The 16,974-nt window shown below is 44.4% G+C and carries 13 protein-coding genes; 7 read left to right on the forward strand and 6 right to left on the reverse strand.

Annotated features, from left to right (window positions below):
• Window positions 1-57: 57 nt before the first annotated feature.
• From ACTXGJ_RS00810 to purF, 4 genes are all read left to right on the forward strand, one after another.
• Window positions 58-603 (forward strand): DUF4870 family protein, encoded by a 546-nt coding sequence (locus tag ACTXGJ_RS00810; RefSeq protein WP_439240984.1) that lies wholly within the window; start codon window positions 58-60, stop codon window positions 601-603.
• Window positions 604-797: 194 nt separating this feature from the next.
• Window positions 798-1,856: a quinone-dependent dihydroorotate dehydrogenase gene (locus tag ACTXGJ_RS00815; protein ID WP_439240982.1), complete on the forward strand. Its 1,059-nt coding sequence runs from the start codon at window positions 798-800 to the stop codon at window positions 1,854-1,856.
• Between the two features lie 138 nt (window positions 1,857-1,994).
• Window positions 1,995-2,492: a CvpA family protein gene (locus ACTXGJ_RS00820; protein WP_439240980.1), complete on the forward strand. Its 498-nt coding sequence runs from the start codon at window positions 1,995-1,997 to the stop codon at window positions 2,490-2,492.
• A 248-nt stretch (window positions 2,493-2,740) separates the two neighbouring features.
• Window positions 2,741-4,276, forward strand: coding sequence for an amidophosphoribosyltransferase (gene purF / locus ACTXGJ_RS00825; protein ID WP_439240978.1), 1,536 nt, complete (start codon window positions 2,741-2,743; stop codon window positions 4,274-4,276).
• Between the two features lie 149 nt (window positions 4,277-4,425).
• On the opposite strand, the gene ACTXGJ_RS00830 is transcribed toward purF, so the two are convergent.
• The 6 genes from ACTXGJ_RS00830 to yajC all read right to left on the reverse strand — a co-directional run bounded on the left by ACTXGJ_RS00830 (window position 4,426) and on the right by yajC (window position 11,015).
• Window positions 4,426-4,785 (reverse strand): AzlD domain-containing protein, encoded by a 360-nt coding sequence (locus ACTXGJ_RS00830; protein WP_439240976.1) that lies wholly within the window; start codon window positions 4,783-4,785, stop codon window positions 4,426-4,428.
• A complete protein-coding gene (locus tag ACTXGJ_RS00835; protein WP_439241337.1) occupies window positions 4,778-5,422 on the reverse strand; it encodes an AzlC family ABC transporter permease in 645 nt (214 codons plus the stop codon). The genes ACTXGJ_RS00830 and ACTXGJ_RS00835 overlap by 8 nt, the downstream gene beginning before the upstream one ends.
• Window positions 5,423-5,624: 202 nt before the next feature.
• Window positions 5,625-7,055, reverse strand: a complete 1,431-nt coding sequence (locus ACTXGJ_RS00840) for an MATE family efflux transporter (protein WP_439240974.1) — start codon at window positions 7,053-7,055, stop codon at window positions 5,625-5,627.
• Between the two features lie 299 nt (window positions 7,056-7,354).
• Window positions 7,355-8,617, reverse strand: coding sequence for a protein translocase subunit SecF (gene secF, locus ACTXGJ_RS00845; protein WP_439240972.1), 1,263 nt, complete (start codon window positions 8,615-8,617; stop codon window positions 7,355-7,357).
• A gap of 9 nt (window positions 8,618-8,626) precedes the next feature.
• Window positions 8,627-10,504, reverse strand: coding sequence for a protein translocase subunit SecD (gene secD, locus ACTXGJ_RS00850; RefSeq protein WP_439240970.1), 1,878 nt, complete (start codon window positions 10,502-10,504; stop codon window positions 8,627-8,629).
• Between the two features lie 172 nt (window positions 10,505-10,676).
• Window positions 10,677-11,015, reverse strand: a complete 339-nt coding sequence (yajC, locus tag ACTXGJ_RS00855; protein WP_439240968.1) for a preprotein translocase subunit YajC — start codon at window positions 11,013-11,015, stop codon at window positions 10,677-10,679.
• Between the two features lie 790 nt (window positions 11,016-11,805).
• Here yajC and ACTXGJ_RS00860 point away from each other — a divergent pair.
• From ACTXGJ_RS00860 to ACTXGJ_RS00870, 3 genes are all read left to right on the forward strand, one after another.
• Window positions 11,806-12,906, forward strand: coding sequence for a CNNM domain-containing protein (locus ACTXGJ_RS00860; RefSeq protein WP_443564876.1), 1,101 nt, complete (start codon window positions 11,806-11,808; stop codon window positions 12,904-12,906).
• A 128-nt stretch (window positions 12,907-13,034) separates the two neighbouring features.
• The gene (locus tag ACTXGJ_RS00865; RefSeq protein WP_439240966.1) at window positions 13,035-13,529 is read left to right on the forward strand and encodes a nuclear transport factor 2 family protein; all 495 of its coding nucleotides are present in this window, start codon (window positions 13,035-13,037) and stop codon (window positions 13,527-13,529) included.
• A gap of 390 nt (window positions 13,530-13,919) precedes the next feature.
• A complete protein-coding gene (locus ACTXGJ_RS00870) occupies window positions 13,920-16,886 on the forward strand; it encodes a LysM peptidoglycan-binding domain-containing protein (RefSeq protein WP_439240964.1) in 2,967 nt (988 codons plus the stop codon).
• Window positions 16,887-16,974: the final 88 nt, after the last annotated feature.

Raw genomic sequence — 16,974 nt, forward strand, 5'->3', positions numbered from 1 at the left:
ATTATGCGCCTTAATTTTTTGTCATCATTACGGTCAAGCGTGATAGGGATACTTATTATGACCTCACCTTCTAATCCTAATTCTGATAACTCTGATGATTTTGCATCTCAGCCAACCTTAGAGAAGTCAGGGTCTCGCTTTGAAAATAACATTGATGCTGAAGAGACCCATGACCTCACACGCTCAAGACAAAATACTACTCTCAATGATAAGCAGCAGCGCTCGTTAATCACTTATAATCATCTCACCTATCTACTTTATGTCATCAGTTATCTAACGGCAGGGCTGCTATGGATTGTGCCTATTGCTATGAATTATGCTAAGCGTCACGATGCTGATGGCACTTGGCTGGCCACGCATTTTGATTGGCAAATCAAGACTTTTTGGTATAGTATCGTCTGGTTCGTTATCGGTCTTATCATAACGCTAATGGCAGTTGGCGGCTTAGGTATCAGTGTGCTAGCCGAAAGCAATAACCTAGCTATTGGCTCAGGGTTATTTACCGGGTTAGGAATCTTGATTATCTTATTTACGATCATTTGGCATTTATATAGAATTGCTCGTGGCTGGATAGCTTTGAGCGATAAGCGGCCAGTGCCTTGATGGCTGCTGTGTTTGATAAGTAATGTTGAATAACGCTCAGTCTATCTAACTATCAAGTCGTCAGTAGCTACAAATTTATAGAATAATATTTAGGGTTATTTTGGCTAAGCCTAAAGCAAGCTGATATAATCGCAGCGCTCTACGGCAAGCATTTTGCCTTTTTATTCACTCTTTGATCAGGGTTTATTGTCACTATGTCCTACGCCTTACTTCGTCCGTTTTTGTTTAAGATGGATCCTGAGCGCGCTCATGATATGACGCTGTCTTTATTAGACAAAGCGCACAAAGCTCGCACCTTAGGCTTAGTTTATGGTCAGCCGATGCAGCCCACCACTTGTATGGGTCTACAATTTGCCAACCCAGTAGGACTAGCCGCAGGTTTGGATAAAAATGGCGATTATATCGACGCTTTAGCCGAATTAGGTTTTGGTTTTATTGAAGTTGGCACGGTGACGCCGCGTCCGCAAGAGGGTAATGACAAACCGCGCTTGTTTCGGCTCAGACAGGCTGATGCTATTATCAACCGTATGGGGTTTAACAACCAAGGCGTGGATTATTTAATTGATAATGTCAAACGCTGCAAGTATAAAGGCAATATCGGTATCAATATCGGTAAAAATGCTAGCACGCCTGTTGAGCAAGCCGCTGATGATTATGTGTATTGCTTAGAGCGCGTCTATCCCTATGCTTCTTATATTACTGTCAATATTTCCTCACCTAATACCGCCAATCTGCGCGATTTACAAAGCGGTGAAGCGTTGACCCAGCTACTAGATACTATCAAAAATCGTCATAGCCAACTGGCTACTGAATACGGCTTTTATGTGCCGTTAGTGCTAAAAGTCGCTCCTGATCTGGAGCCGCCGCAAGTCGATTATATCTCGCAGCAGCTTATAGATTTTGATATTGATGGCTTGATTGCGACTAATACCACCTTGAGCCGAGTCGGGGTAGAGGACTTGCGCGATGGCGATCAAGCGGGCGGGTTATCTGGTCGTCCGGTGAGTCATACGAGTACCCAAATCTTACAGCAATTCTCTGATCAGCTAGAGGATAAGGTTGCACTGATTGGCGTTGGCGGTATCGATAGTGGTGATAAAGCAGTCAAAAAGATCAAAGCTGGCGCTGAACTAGTGCAACTTTATACTGGCCTTATCTATCGCGGACCAGGATTAGTACAGTCTTGTATTCAAGCTATCGGTGGTTATTACGATACTATTTATGATACTCCCTATCATACTACGCAAGAGTGATTAGTAGGGTCTGTTGCACATCCGGCCTTGGTACTGATAGAGGCTAACCGTTTATCTATGTATTTGACTGATATACTTAGCGATAGATATGGATAAAAATACTTTTATACCTTTCCCTAAACGAATGAGGCAGTAGAGATGAGTGGTCTAGATATTATCATTGCTATCGTAGTACTCATTGGTCTATGGCGCGGCTTTCAGGTAGGTTTGATCAAAACGGCGGTGGGATTAATGGGCTGGTTTGTCGCTCTGATTGCCGCCACTCGACTAGCAACGTCAATTGCTCCGCAGTTATCAAGTCTAGTTGAAAATCCGGTACTGCAGACCGCTTTGGCTTTTTTGATAGTAGTGATCGTCATTTTAGCTATTATGCATGCACTAGCGTTTATCTTCTCAAGCGCGCTTAAAACATTAAATCTTAGCGTGCTCGATAAGATGGCAGGTGGCGTATTAGGAGCGGCCAAGAACGTCTTGATGGTCTTAGTAGTACTCAGTATCAGTGCGCCTTTATTGGTACAGTTGCCGCAGTGGCAGACCTCAGTACTCGCTCCTGAGCTGATGCCCTATGCTCCAATGGGCAAAGAGCTGGCTACCGACATGCTAGGCGTGGCTTGGGGCCAGATTAACCAATCTTAGTAAATTTATATTAGCTGCAGATCAAGTTCATTTTTAATCTCATTATTCTCTACTCATGGTTAGAGAATACGGTGCTATTTAGTCTTCAGCATAGTGATTTTATGGAATTAAACTAAAACATATCTTACGAACTTGCGTTATTACGGTAAGATTCACTCTTTAATTTTAGACGTTTCAACATCATATAGCCGTTGCATTATTTCTAAATTTTCTCGTTACTAATCTTTGCTCTAAAATAGGACATAACTATGTGTGGAGTCGTTGGGGTTGCAGCTCATGAGCCCGTTAACCAAATTCTTTATGATGGCTTGACTATGCTTCAGCATCGTGGTCAGGATGCAGCAGGTATCGTCACTTTACAAGATGGGCGTTTATTTTTGCGTAAAGAAAATGGCATGGTGCGCGATGTGTTTATGAACCGTCATATGATCAAGTTGGTTGGCGAATATGGTATCGGTCACGTACGCTATCCGACAGCCGGAACTTCTAGCAGCGCTGAGGCGCAGCCCTTCTATGTCAACTCACCTTACGGTATTACGCTTGCGCATAATGGTAATTTGACGAACGCTGAGAGCCTGGCGAAAGAGCTGTATAAAGAGGACCGTCGCCATTTAAATACTGACTCAGACTCTGAGGTTCTATTAAACGTACTTGCGCATGAGATGCAAAACTTAGGCAAAAATCATCCTAGCGCTGATGATATATTTGAGGCAGTAAAAGCGGTCTATAAGCGTTGTGAAGGGGCTTACGGCGTGGTGGCTTTGATTACCGGTCATGGCTTATTAGCCTTTCGTGATCCTAACGGTATCCGTCCGCTGGTGTTCGGTGAACGCTTGGCCGCTAACGGCGGTACAGAATATATGGTGGCCTCAGAGTCAGTAGCTCTAACAGGCTCAGGGTTTACGATCATTCGTGATGTGAAACCAGGCGAGGCGATTTTTATCGATTTAGATCATAATCTGCACACCCATCAGTGCGTTGAGCAACAAGAATATACGCCTTGTATCTTCGAGTACGTCTATTTTGCGCGTCCCGATTCAATTATGGATAATATCTCAGTCTATAAGTCGCGTCTGCGTATGGGCGAAAAACTAGGCGATAAAATTCTGGCTGAGTGGGGCGAAGATCATGATATCGATGTAGTCATTCCTATTCCTGATACTTCGCGTACCTCAGCGATGGAACTGGCGCTGAAGATGAATATTAAATACCGTGAAGGCTTTATGAAAAACCGTTACATCGGTCGCACTTTTATTATGCCAGGTCAACAGCAACGCAAAAAATCAGTACGGCAAAAGCTCAGTGCCGTGCCGTTAGAGTTTAAAGGTAAAAACGTGTTATTGGTGGATGACTCTATCGTGCGCGGTACCACTTGTCATGAAATCATTCAAATGGCGCGTGACGCTGGCGCGCGTAAAGTTTTCTTCGCTAGCGCCGCGCCGCCGGTGAAATATCCCAATGTCTACGGTATCGATATGCCAGTGCGTAGTGAGCTTATCGCCTCTGGTCATAGCGTGGAAGAAGTACGCAAAATTATCGGCGCGGATCGTCTAATATTCCAAGATTTAGATGACTTGATTGATGCGGTAAAAGATACTAAGCACAGTAAGGTGGAAGGCTTTGATTGTGCAGTATTCAATGGCTGTTATATCACCGGACAAATTAACGAAGCTTATCTTGATCATCTGCAGGCTCAGCGTAATGATACCGCGAAGACTGGTAAGAAAGGCGTACAAATTGTCGCTGATACACCAGTCGATATGATGGGTATTGAGGAGATATAATCCTTATGTTTATATCATAGTCAATGCTTGTCGTACTCAAAAAAAGCGAGCTTCTCTACTTAAATTGGAGAAGCTCGTTTTTTTATGGTGATATTTAATTGCTTGATGTTTGAGTATCCGCTTTTAAGGACGCTGTTAATGAGTAGCGTTCAAATCAAGAACTGAGCAAACACCCACAGAAAACCATTTAGAGCTGCTATACCGACTATCATACTTACTAGCAGCTGTTTACTGAAATGATAAATTAAAAATACCAGGGCTAATGCGCCAATCTGAGCTAACAACAGTTGCACTTCAGGACTGGCTAAACTGTGACTCAGCGACAAGTCTTGATAAGCTAAACTAGTCAAAATAAGCAGCACCATCACCGATAAGGGTAAGCTCTCATTAAGCCTGTGTAGCCAAGGCGTATCTAGGATTTTTTTAGGAATTAAAGCGGGGACAGCTCGGGTAATAAAAGTCACTGCTGCCATAGCGAGAGTGGCTATGATTAGATATTGGCTAGTCATCAGAGCTCTCTCCCAATACATGGTACTGCAACCAAAAACCTCGCGCTAAGATAAGTAGCATACAAAAGCTAATAGCGACTAATAACAGCCAATCATTGGTGAATAAGGAAGCCAATACAAGACCAATAACCGCTATAACGATAGGAAAGAGCCGCTTAACATTTTGAAACTGCTCGTAGGCCAAAATCGCAAATAAACAAACTAAGGCAAAGTCTAAATGCGGCACTAAATCATTAAGAGCGCTACCTATAATTACCCCAATGAGAGACGCTAGTACCCACCAGCTTTGATTAAATAGACTGATAGGCAGAATTAACGCTTGGCGTTCCTCGACGGGTAAGCTCGTCATTACCGAAAAGGTCTCATCGGTCAGCGCGAATAAGCAATACGTCTTAGCAAGCTTTTGGGTGGGCATCGTTTGCAACAGCGGCATAGCATAGAAGACATGACGCAAGTTGATCGCGGCAATGTTGGTTGCGATACTACCCACAGGCAGACCAGCGCTTAGCATGGGCAAGCAAGCATACTGCGCCGCGCCTGCATAAAGAAATAAGCTAAGCATCAAAGTCGCCCAAATAGGAATGCCAGCCACTTGTGCGAGGACGCCAAAGGCAATACCAGCAGGCAAATAGCCCATTGCCACAGCCAAGCTTTTCTTGAAGCCATCTGCCCACCGGTAGGAGACTTGTGTTTGTTGTTTGGAATAAGAAGCTGTCACGTTAGGTCCTAAGTTTTTCAATATTTTTATATATTAGATGCGGCCTGTATTTACAAGGTTTAGTGCTTTTAGTAACGTTACATTTGCGGCTACAACTCTATTTTTTAGCTTATTCTAATTTTTAATTAGGTTGCAGCTGCTCATAATTGCCTGTCCGATAAGCACGATATAAAAACCCACCGAGAATGACCAAGCGCAGTGCTAATAAACACCAAACACTGAGCCAAATACCGGTCATATCATAGCGCTGATAGAGTAGCCAGCTGATAGGGAAGAAGACTACTGCTAAGAGTAGGGATGCATTACGAATCACGCTACCCGCAGTTAAACCAAAAAATATACCATCGAGCCAATAAGCACCTACGCCTATCAGCGGCAGTAGTATCGCATAGTTCTGATACTGGCGGGTGAGTGTGAGTACCGGTTCGATATTGGTCATCGTCTGTAGATAAGTGGGCATGGCCAGTAACCAAAGCAGGCTGAGCAAGAGTGCCAAAGCGTAGCTGACGATACCTGTCCGCTTGACAATAATAGCAAAGCGTCGCCAATCGCGTCGTCCGGCGGCTTGTCCGGCGAGTGTTTCTGCAGACACAGCTACGCCATCTAAAGCAAAGGCTGAAATACTGAGAACTTGTAGAAGAATAGCGTTAGCGGCCAAAACAAGGTCGCCACTTTGCGCTGATAGCCGAGTCACCCAAGCAAAGCTCAAAGTCAAAATAAGCGTACGAATAAAGATATCTTTATTTAAAGAAAATAGCCTAAGCATTTTCGAGCGAGTAAAATGCTCTGCATCGGTAGTGAATAATGCATGCCATGACAGCTGCAAATGCTGACGACTCAGCCAAAGCGCTAATACTACCCCTGACCAAAAAGCGATGGTTGTCCCTAACGCGACACCGGCTAATCCTAGACCCATACCATAGACAAAGAATAGCGTCAGTATAATGTTTAATAGCGCAATAAAGCCTTGCTGATAGAGCATGTAACGCGTCTTGCCTTGCCCTGCGAACCAGCCAATAAAAGCAAAATTCATCAGCTCAGCAATGACTCCCCAAAAGCGTACGTCTAAATAAGTTTTGGCAGCGATCTCGCTCGCTGGGTTAGCCGATAACGCTCGTAGACCATACTCGATGAGCCAAGGTTTCGCTAATAATAATAGCGCTCCGATAATAAAAGCTAATACCAAAGCTCGCTGTAAAATAGACAATAAGGCCGAAGCCATTTGCTTCGAGCTTGAGCTATTATTTAAGCTATTAGCTGTTGCGCCGCTAGATGAGTTACTAGTACTGAGCTGACCCAAAGCTTGAGCCGATAGGCCAGAGGAGGCGTATTGTAAAAAGTTAAAACTAACTAATAATAAAGATAATAGCTGTATCGCAAGCCCCATACCGGCAAGATTTGCCGCCTCATTCATATTACCAACGACTGCAGTATCGATGAGGCTTTGTAGCGGCATAGCCAAGTTGGCCAACATCACAGGCACGGCGATAGAGATGATATGCCGATAGCGGGTATCGATAGGTTGTGTCGTTGCTGCTGAGGTTATGGTCATATCATATCACTACTTTTTAGATGTTTTATTTTTTGAGTAATCAAGAACCATACAAAAATAAAAGCACCCAACACTCATCAGTAATGAGTCAGGTGCTTTTATAAAAACCGTCTAGCTGCTAATTATTGTTGATCATTAGCAGCTAAAAAAAATGGCAAGAGTCAATCCACTATAAAAAATACAGTGCTACTGGGATGAATGTTGTGCAGCCTCTAGGAACACAGCACGCAAATAAAATTTATACCAGTAGCACGCTGTCGTAGCTGTAAAATTTTGATTAAGGATTCATTATACAAAAGTTATTCAAACATTTTTGGATCATTGAAGCTGACGATTTCTTCTTCAAATTCAGGTTTTACTTTTACCACAAAATCATCGCGCGACAGACCCATGGCTAGTGGAATAGAGCTGGCGATATAAGTAGAAGAATAAGTACCAGCAAGCAGACCGATAAATAACGCCACTGAGAACCAGTATAAGCCATCACCGCCTAAGAACATCATAGCCAGCACCACTAGTAACACTGTTGAGATGGTCATGATCGTACGGCGCAAGGTCTCTGTTAATGACAAGTCGATAGTCTGACGCGGAGTGATACCGCGAACCCGGCGGAAATTCTCCCGGATACGGTCATAAACAACGATAGTATCATTCAGTGAGTAACCGATCAGCGCGAGTACCGCTGCCAACACTGTCAGATCAAATGGGAAACCAAAGAGCGCAAAGACCCCGATAGTAACAATAGCATCATGAAATAACGATAATACTGCGCCTAATGATAGCTTAAACTGAAAGCGTAGCGCGACGTAACCTAGCATACTGACTAAAGCTAAGGCCAGCGCCATGACTGAGTTGAGATAGACTTCATTACCCACTTGGCTACCGATAATATTGACATTACTAATGCTAGCCGGATTATTAGGTAAGTCCAATGCGGTGTCTAGGCTAGTATTGAGACCATCGATATTATCAGATTGCGGCGGCAACCGTACTAGCAGCTCTTTGTTAGTACCTAAGTACTGAACGACAGCGTCATCGAAACCGTTATCGGCCAAAGCCTCAACCACAGCTACCTGCTCGACGGATTGCTCGTAGCTGACATCAGCTGAGACCCCGCCGGTGAAATCAAGTCCTAGGTTCAAGCCATTAACGGCAATGGCAATAATACTAGCGATAACCATAAAGATAGAGAGTAAGCCCATAGGCTTTTCTAACTTCATAAAAGGAATAATGCGCTGATTGCCAATGGCTTTTATGCCGCCTTCAGCTAGTGCTGCAGCGTCGTCAGCGGCATCGCCTTCAAATCGACTAGGATCTAAAGCATTGGCAGGCTCTAGTGCTTGTGAGTCTTTAGCGCTGTCACGCTTACTCCCTTTGGACGTTTTATTTAAGGTATTGGTTTGAGTATTGCTACCTTTACCATCACGGCGCGGCTTATTACGGCGGCGACGCTTGTTGCCTTTTTGATTGTTATCTGAGCCACTGCTACCTGACTGATTGCCTGAGCTATTTGAGGTTGGCAGGTTGTCTTTATTGTTCGGATTATTCTGATCGATCGCCATAGTAGTCTCCTAACCGATGCTCAAACGTTTAATAGATTTGCGCTTACCGTAAGCGATTTGTACTAGCGCTCGCGTCACCAAAATAGCGGTGAACAGTGAGCTGACAATACCAATCGCTAAAGTAATAGCAAAGCCTTTGATCGGACCGGTACCGATAGCGAATAAGATAAAAGCCACCAACAGCGTGGTAATGTTGGCATCAAAAATACTACTAAAAGCACGATCAAAGCCAGCCACGATAGCGGTTTTTGGCCTTACTCCATTTGCTAATTCCTCGCGTATACGTTCAAATATCAGTACGTTGGCATCGACCGCCATACCGATAGTCAAGACGATACCCGCAATACCGGGTAGGGTCAGCGACGAGCCTAATATTGACATAATAGAGATAATGATAATTACGTTAATAGCCAAAGCGACGTTAGCAATTATACCGAACAAACGATAGAAAATAATCATAAAGACGAATACTAATAGATAGCCAACTTGCGTTGAGAACAGACCTTTATCGATATTTTCTTGACCGAGTGAGGGGCCAATAGTACGCTCTTCTACAAAATACATCGGCGCAGCTAGAGCACCTGAGCGTAGCAGTAGAGCAAGCTCAGCAGCTTCAGCGCTACTATCTAAGCCTGTAATACGGAACGACGAGCCAAGTACCGCTTGAATATTGGCACGATTAATCACTTTAGTTTCAGCGTATGGTGTACGAACTTCAGTCGTCTCCCCAGTCGCCGGATCTTCTTCATAAGTGATGCGCTGTTTATTTTCAATAAACAGCACCGCCATTTGCTCGCCAACTGAGGTGCGAGTGGCGTTTTGCATGAGTCTACCGCCAGCACTATCTAAGGTAATGTTTACCTCAGGCGTGCCGCTCTCATCGACGCCTGTCTGCGCATTAGTGACTTTGTCACCGGTGACAATAGCTTGACGCTCTAAGAGTACTGGTGGGCCATCTAGCGATTGAAAAGGGAAGGCTTCAGTGCCAGCAGGAGGAATGCCGCCGGTATAATTTTCGGCATCTTTAGCGACCATGCGAAACTCAAGGTTTGCGGTACGACCGAGTACCCGTTTGGCTTCAGCTGTATCTTGTACGCCCGGTAACTCCACTACGATGCGGCTAGCGCCTTGCGACTGTACTAATGCCTCCGCTACCCCAAGCTCAGCAATCCGGTTACGCAAAGTCGTTAAGTTTTGATTGACGGCATAACTGTTAATCTCATCGACCATCGCATCGTTATAGGACATAACCAGCGCAGGACCCTGATCGTCGATAGTCGACTGTAGCGTAAAGTCATTACCCATGGACGCTTGTAAAATATTCTGTGCGCGCCCGCGGGCTTCGGTGTCAGAGAAGTGTAGAACGATGCTTTGACCTTCGGTCTTGATACCGGTTACTGCGACTCGTTCAGCACGCAAATCTCGGCGCACATCACGGCTGGCGCTGCTAAGACGCTGCTCTAGTGCCTTATCCATATCCACTTCTAGCACGAAGCGTACCCCGCCGCGAAGATCCAAACCAAGCTTCATAGGCTTAGCACCAATATCGCGTAACCATTGCGGCGTCGTTTGTGCTAAGTTCAGCGCGACGACGTAATCATCGCCCAAGTTTTGGCGTAAGACTTCCTGAGCTTTTAGCTGCGCATCTGGAGTATCTAAGCGTACTAAGGCGCTGTTGCCCTCAAAGCTACCATCGTGAAAGTCGATATTGGCTTCGTTAAGCAGACGTTCAGACTCGGTTAACACTCCCTCAGACAGCTGAGTACCTGCCGCAGCACTTGTAATCTGCACCGCAGGCTCATCAGGATAAAGGTTAGGAGCCGCGTAAAGACCTGCCACGATAAGCACGACAATGATAACTAGGTATTTCCATGCGGGATATTGCATAATGACTTCTTTATATTGATAAAAGACTGGTGATGCAGACCATAAGTGTGTAGATAACAGGGTAGCTAATAGCCAAAAATGACCGTAATCAGTGAACGGTCATTACAATATAAGTGACTACAAAAACCGATTATAATCTAGCTTATATTATCAAGCAGCACCGAGCTGAGACTTAAACGCTCTCAATAGTGCCTGCAGGAAGTACTGAGATCACAGATGCACGCTGCACTTTTACATCGGTGTTATTGTTTAAACTCACAACGGCGTAGTCGCCTTCGATTTGCTTGATGCGGCCCATCAAGCCACCGGCGAATATAACTTCGCTGCCTACCGTTAGCGAGCTGACCATAGCGCGATGCTCTTTGGTACGCTTAGACTGCGGACGAATAACCAAAAAATAAAAGATGGCAAAAAAAGCGACGGGCAATAATAACTGACCAAATAGTGACGCACCACCGACGGCGCTACCAGCTGCTTCAGCGGCATGGGCTGACTGGATAAAAAAGCTCATAATTTCTCTCAATAAGTGATGTACAATAATAAAATTAGACGCATAGTAACAAAAAATCTGAGACTTAGTAACTGTTAATCATAGCATGAGCGTATTTTTCTTAGACTGATAACGGGCGTAGCGCTTGTGAAAGCGACTAGAACAGTGAGTATCAGCGCAGATAAGTGCTTCTAAATGCTAGTTTTAGACCTAAATTGAGACTAGACATAAACAGCGCAAAGTAGGTTAGGGTTCGTATAATTATAAACCGCATACTAGAAATATAATATAAATACAGTATAAAAACTAAGTTACCCAACTTAATAAATTACTCAGCTCAATAAATACGGCTACAAGTGTCAGTATACCGATAAAAATGCTGCCAGGTCTGCTAAATTCAAGGCTGTATCGTCCGTAGCTCTATCGCGATCGCGTGAAGACAAAATATTGTGAAACCCGAGTATCAATGATAATATCGAATGCTTATAAAAGTGTTGGCTTTATAGCGGCGCTTTATTTTTTCGCTTTACCCTTTCTTAAATCATTATTTAGGTTACCCGACTTGCTGCTTACCTCTTTGGTTACTTCTCGTTTATATCGTTCGCGCGCTTGTCGTCAACAAGCTTCAGCGGAGCCTCCCCCTATAAAAAATTCAAGCTGTTATAAATGGTTGCTATCGGTTTGTACTGCTATATTTAGTAGTTTATTGCTTTTGCTGCCGACTTCTGTACTAGCAGCGAGCTCAGCTGCAGCGGTAGACGTCGCAGCACAAGCGACTACGAGCAGTGTGCTACTACTAGTGCTATTTGTATTGCTAGCGATTGGTATCTCGTTTGTCTGCTCCCTTGCAGAGTCAGCACTACTGACTATGACTCCTTCTTATATCGCTGATGTACAAGAGACGAACCCTAACAAAGCTTTGATGCTTAAACGACTTAAAGTCGATAATATTGATCAGTCGCTTGCGGCTATCTTAACTTTGAATACGGTAGCGCATACGGTTGGGTCTATCGGCGCCGGCGCGCAAGCGACAATCGTTTTTGGTAGCGCTTGGTTTGGCGTGTTCTCAGCATTTATGACGTTGGCTATTTTATTCTTATCTGAGATTATTCCCAAAACGCTAGGAACGGTTTATTGGCGTCAGCTCAGTGGTATGGTTGCTTATTTTGTTCGCGGTATTATTGTGCTTTTATATCCGCTGATATGGGTATCAGAGCGCCTCACTAAACTGCTGGTAAGAAGCAAAGAGAGCGATGTCTTTAGTCGCCGTGAGTTTGCCGCACTTGCAAGCATAGGTGAGGAAGCCGGTCAGATTGACCCGCTAGAATCTCGTATTATTCGTAATCTTCTAGCATTTGGCGCCATAAAAGTCGAAGATATTATGACTCCGCGCTCAGTGATGCTAGCTTTTGAACAAAACAAAACCGTTACTGAGCTGCTAGCGGATCGGCCCAAACTGACTTTTTCACGGCTGCCTATTTATGATGGCGACTTGGATAATATTACCGGTTTTGTGCTAAAAACAGATATATTATTAGCAAAAGTTAATCATGCTACCCATAAGCCTTTAACTCAGTTTCAACGAGAAATAACCTTTGTTTTCTCCAAGATGAAATTGTTTGACTTACTGGAGCTGATGCTAAAAAATCGAATTCATATTGCTATTACCGTCGGTGAGTACGGTGAAGTCAAGGGACTAGTGACTTTAGAAGATGTGTTTGAGACCTTATTAGGCCTTGAGATTGTCGATGAGATCGACCGAGTCGAGGATATGCAAGCATTAGCTCGGCAAATGATGGATCGCCGCGTTGAACGTTTAGGAATGAAGCTCAGTGACGACGAGCATGAGAATTATTCTGGAGCGGGTGAGTATCATAATACTGACAAAAGTACTGACAAATCTAAGCCCTAGTGATTCAAATAGGGGTGATAGGCAAGATAGGCTAGCGCTTTAGACATGCAATTATCACACAGGGTGTTACATGACTGTGAGAAATTAGTGATAGGCTAAAACTTTCAAGATAACCGCTGAGGATGAAGATGAAACGATTAAGCAGTAAGGGTCTACTGGCTTTATTGATTAAGAGTGCAAGTGTTACTACCATTACGGCTCTAGCTAGTATGGTCGCTATTAGTGCACAAGCCGCTACGATGAGTCAAAGCTTAGTACAAAACTATGCCAGCTCTATGAAGACTGCGGCTAATAACAAAAATATTAGCCAAGTGTCGCGTTTGGTGTCTGACGATGCGCTTATCTCTTTATCCAGAAAAGGTAAATCAACCAGCCTTGATAAAGATGCATATCTAAAATTATTACAAAACAGTTGGAACCAGACCTCTAACTACCGCTACGACATTAATATCGATAATATTGTCATTACCGGAGACCAAGCCAAAGCCAATGTCAACACTACGGAGAGCTGGGTTAAGGATGGCAATAATGTCTCATTCGTGACTACCTCAAGGGTGACGTTAACCTTATCAACGGGCAATGCTGTACTATTAAGAGCAGTATCACAAGTGACTATTAATTAATAAGTCGTAACTAATTAGTCATGACGAATAAGCTGTAACTGCTGAACGATAAGTCGTGAATGATAACTAATGAATTGATATGATTTATTGAATCATTTGCTAAAGCTTTCGATACGGTTACTAAGGTATAAAACGCCACTTTAAACTTATCGAAGTAAGCGAAAAGACACATGACAGTTATACGCTTAGCCAGCAATTATCTGTGCGATAGTTATGGTTTTTGTCTTATGTTGCGTACTATACTATCTGCTAAAAGCTAACTTTGTTAAAAGCTATACTATGCTTTATTAGAGCTTACTCTTATCTAAGTCTTGAGGATTCATCTTAAGTCAGCTTTTTTTATCTATTCTCAATTTTATCTATTCTTGTTGCTAGGAAGCCGCCATTATCATGTCTATTGTGCCGTCAAACTCCCGTTCGTTCATCGCATTGCCCTTGACTCTTGCCGTGTCAGCTCTACTTATTAGTGCCTGTAGTAACACCTCAGCAGTAAAAAACACGGGCGCTAAAAACCAAACCCCTGTCGTTGTTAAACGGCCAACTGTGGCGTCGAAAACAACAGCTAGCGATGATTATTCAACGGCTTATTTGGATGCCGAAAGCTTAGATGAGCTGGCAGATCTATTAGAAGCCAGCGACATGACTATGGTTGAGGGTAATAAACTTGCTATTCAACAGTACGGTGATTTGTGGAACCGTCTGCGCGCCGGTTATCGCATGAATGCTGGACGCCCTATCTATAATCAACGCATTGAAGGGCAGAAAGGCTGGTTTACGAGTAGACAAGACTACTTAAACCGTTTGACCGCGCGCGCCAGTCGCTATTTATATCATACGGTGCGCGAGGCGGAGCGTCGCAACATTCCTACCGAGTTGGCATTGTTGCCAGTTATCGAGAGCTCGTATGATCCTAGTGGTACTAGTAGTGCCGCCGCCGCAGGCTTATGGCAGTTTATCCCAAGTACGGGCCGTATCTATGGCCTGAACCAAAGCAGTACTTATGACGGTCGCCGTGATGTTATCGAATCGACGCGGGCTGCTTATGACTTTTTGACCGCGCTGCATAATCAGTTCGGTAGTTGGGAGCTAGCTTTGGCGGCTTATAACGCAGGTCCTGGACGCGTACAAAAAGCCATTGATGCCAATGCTGCACAGGGATTACCAACAGATTATTGGTCACTAAGATTACCGACTGAGACGATGAACTATGTGCCGCGGTTCTTAGCAGTCGCTGAAATCGTCGCAAATCCATCACAGTTTGGGGTTTATCTGCCTGCCATCGCTAATCGTCAGCATTTTCGCAGTGTTCCTGCCAACTATGGCGTCAGTTTGGCTGAAGTCTCACAAATCACTGGTGTCAGCTACGATGAGCTTGAAAGATTAAACACCGCACTTACTTCTGGCCGTATTGATGGCTCAGGCCCACAGCGAGTCATTATCCCTAACGATGTCGATGTCAATATCGACGCAAAACTAAGTGCACTACGAGGTAATGGCAGTAGTAATGTCATAGCTTCAAGTACCGCTGCTACGCCAAGTACCTCAGGATCGACTATTTATAACAGCAAGCCTTATAGCAGCGGATCACTGCCTTCAACGGGAGGCGGACTGGCTGAATATGCTGCTAGCGCCAGCGTACCGCAGCAAACGACCAGTTATATCTCGCCGGCTGCTACGCCTTCGAGTAGCTCAGTATACAGCAGTACTAGCAATACCAGAACTGAGCCGCCAATCACTAGCAGTGAAACCCAAAAAATCAACGCCGAGCTAAAAAGCAGCAACAGCTTACCGACGACTTCAGCGCAGATAACAAGTAACAATACTATCGTGCAAGAGCCGCCGCTTAGCCAAGAAGAGCGCGACTTTATTGCCAAGCAGATTCAATTACAAACCCCAGATCAGCGTGAGGTGGTCAGCGCGGTTGATGGTAATATTAAACTGTCTGCCGTACAGACTCAGCAATCTGTGTTAGAGGCTAGTGGTAAAGAGAAACGGCTTAGTTTTGCAACCAGCGCTAACAGTAAAGCAAAGCCACAAGGCAAACGTAGCACTTATACCGTAAAACGTGGTGATACCTTGTCTAATATTGCAAGCCGTGCAGGGGTGAGCTGGCGTGATATTGCCGAGTGGAATCAAATAGACTCTAAGGCTAACTTACTCTCTGGCAGTACTCTATACTTATATAATGCCAAACCTATCGAGCCTTTAAGCAGTGTTAATACGCCAGCTCAACCTGAAAGTTATGTGGTGCAAGGCGGCGATACACTGATAGGTACAGCGAATCGCTTTGGCTTATCAGTCACTCAGTTAGCGACTTATAATAATCTAAGTAGCCGCGCTGATTTGCTGCGGGGTCAAAAGCTTTGGTTAGTACCAGGTAAAGTAACCGCGCCTGCTGTTACTCCTGCTGCTCCTTCACGTAACCGGGCAAAATCGACTACCGAGACCAAGAGCTATAGAGTTAAATCAGGCGACGGGCTTATAGCACTTGCTAAGCAGTTTGGTATCTCAACTCAAGCTTTAGCTGATCTCAATGGTCTAGGCAGTACAGATTCGCTATATGTGGGTCAAACGTTAAAGATACCGGCAGACGCGGATACGACAGCGCCAAGTAGTAGTACCGCTAGTGCTAGCAGCTCGGTGGCAACCAGTAATTATAAGGTAAAATCTGGGGAGACGCTCATAGGTATTGCTAATAGTTTGGGTGTTAGTGCGGCGCAAGTAGCAGCCGTTAACAGTAGCTTTGATGAAAGAGCTCGATTGCAACGCGGTCAAACTATTAAAGTACCAGTAACAGCATCACAAGTGGATAATAAGCTCAATGATAAACCTATTAGCTATAAGATTCGCTCGGGTGATACCTTAATTGGCGTAGCCAACCGCTATAAAATTGGCGTTAGTGATTTGGCCGCCGCCAATAATTTAAGCACCACCTCAAACCTTATATTAGGGCGCAGTTTGACGATTCCAGCTGCGGGCAGTCGCTCTAATACTACGACAAGCGCTGCTAGTAGCGTTTCATCGACTAGTAAGGCCAGTACGGGTAAAAGTCTGAATAATACTGAGAACTACAAAGTACAATCAGGCGATGGCTTGATAGCTTTGGCAGCACGCTTTGGGGTACCAGTTGCCGATCTCGCTGCTACCAATAACTTAGCCACAAACGCGCAACTGCAGCGCGGGCAGACGATTAAAGTGCCAAAGATGACTGTTAGCTACACCGTGGGTTCTGGTGATAGTTTGATTGGACTGGCGCGTAAATATGGCGTCTCTACCAAAGAGCTGGCTGATATGAATAATATCGCCCCTGATACGATGCTACAACGTGGTCAGCGTCTAACCGTACCTAATCACTAGTCGTGCCTCAAGTTGGTTCTATATTAATGAGCTCATTAATATAGAATAAAAAAAGCTGCTCTTAATAATAAGAGCAGCTTTTTATTGC

This window comes from Psychrobacter sp. 1Y11, from assembly GCF_052259045.1.
Classification (GTDB): Bacteria; Pseudomonadota; Gammaproteobacteria; order Pseudomonadales; family Moraxellaceae; genus Psychrobacter.

Bases quoted from the DNA above. Each gene is read 5' to 3' on its own strand.
- yajC (WP_439240968.1), bottom strand. From the start codon at position 11,015: ATGAGCTTTTTTATCCAGTCAGCCCATGCCGCTGAAGCAGCTGGTAGC.
- ACTXGJ_RS00815 (WP_439240982.1), top strand. From the start codon at position 798: ATGTCCTACGCCTTACTTCGTCCGTTTTTGTTTAAGATGGATCCTGAG.
- secD (WP_439240970.1), bottom strand. From the start codon at position 10,504: ATGCAATATCCCGCATGGAAATACCTAGTTATCATTGTCGTGCTTATC.
- ACTXGJ_RS00840 (WP_439240974.1), bottom strand. From the start codon at position 7,055: ATGACCATAACCTCAGCAGCAACGACACAACCTATCGATACCCGCTAT.
- secF (WP_439240972.1), bottom strand. From the start codon at position 8,617: ATGGCGATCGATCAGAATAATCCGAACAATAAAGACAACCTGCCAACC.
- ACTXGJ_RS00830 (WP_439240976.1), bottom strand. From the start codon at position 4,785: ATGACTAGCCAATATCTAATCATAGCCACTCTCGCTATGGCAGCAGTG.
- ACTXGJ_RS00820 (WP_439240980.1), top strand. From the start codon at position 1,995: ATGAGTGGTCTAGATATTATCATTGCTATCGTAGTACTCATTGGTCTA.
- ACTXGJ_RS00835 (WP_439241337.1), bottom strand. From the start codon at position 5,422: ATGGGCTATTTGCCTGCTGGTATTGCCTTTGGCGTCCTCGCACAAGTG.
- ACTXGJ_RS00810 (WP_439240984.1), top strand. From the start codon at position 58: ATGACCTCACCTTCTAATCCTAATTCTGATAACTCTGATGATTTTGCA.
- purF (WP_439240978.1), top strand. From the start codon at position 2,741: ATGTGTGGAGTCGTTGGGGTTGCAGCTCATGAGCCCGTTAACCAAATT.
- ACTXGJ_RS00865 (WP_439240966.1), top strand. From the start codon at position 13,035: ATGAAACGATTAAGCAGTAAGGGTCTACTGGCTTTATTGATTAAGAGT.
- ACTXGJ_RS00870 (WP_439240964.1), top strand. From the start codon at position 13,920: ATGTCTATTGTGCCGTCAAACTCCCGTTCGTTCATCGCATTGCCCTTG.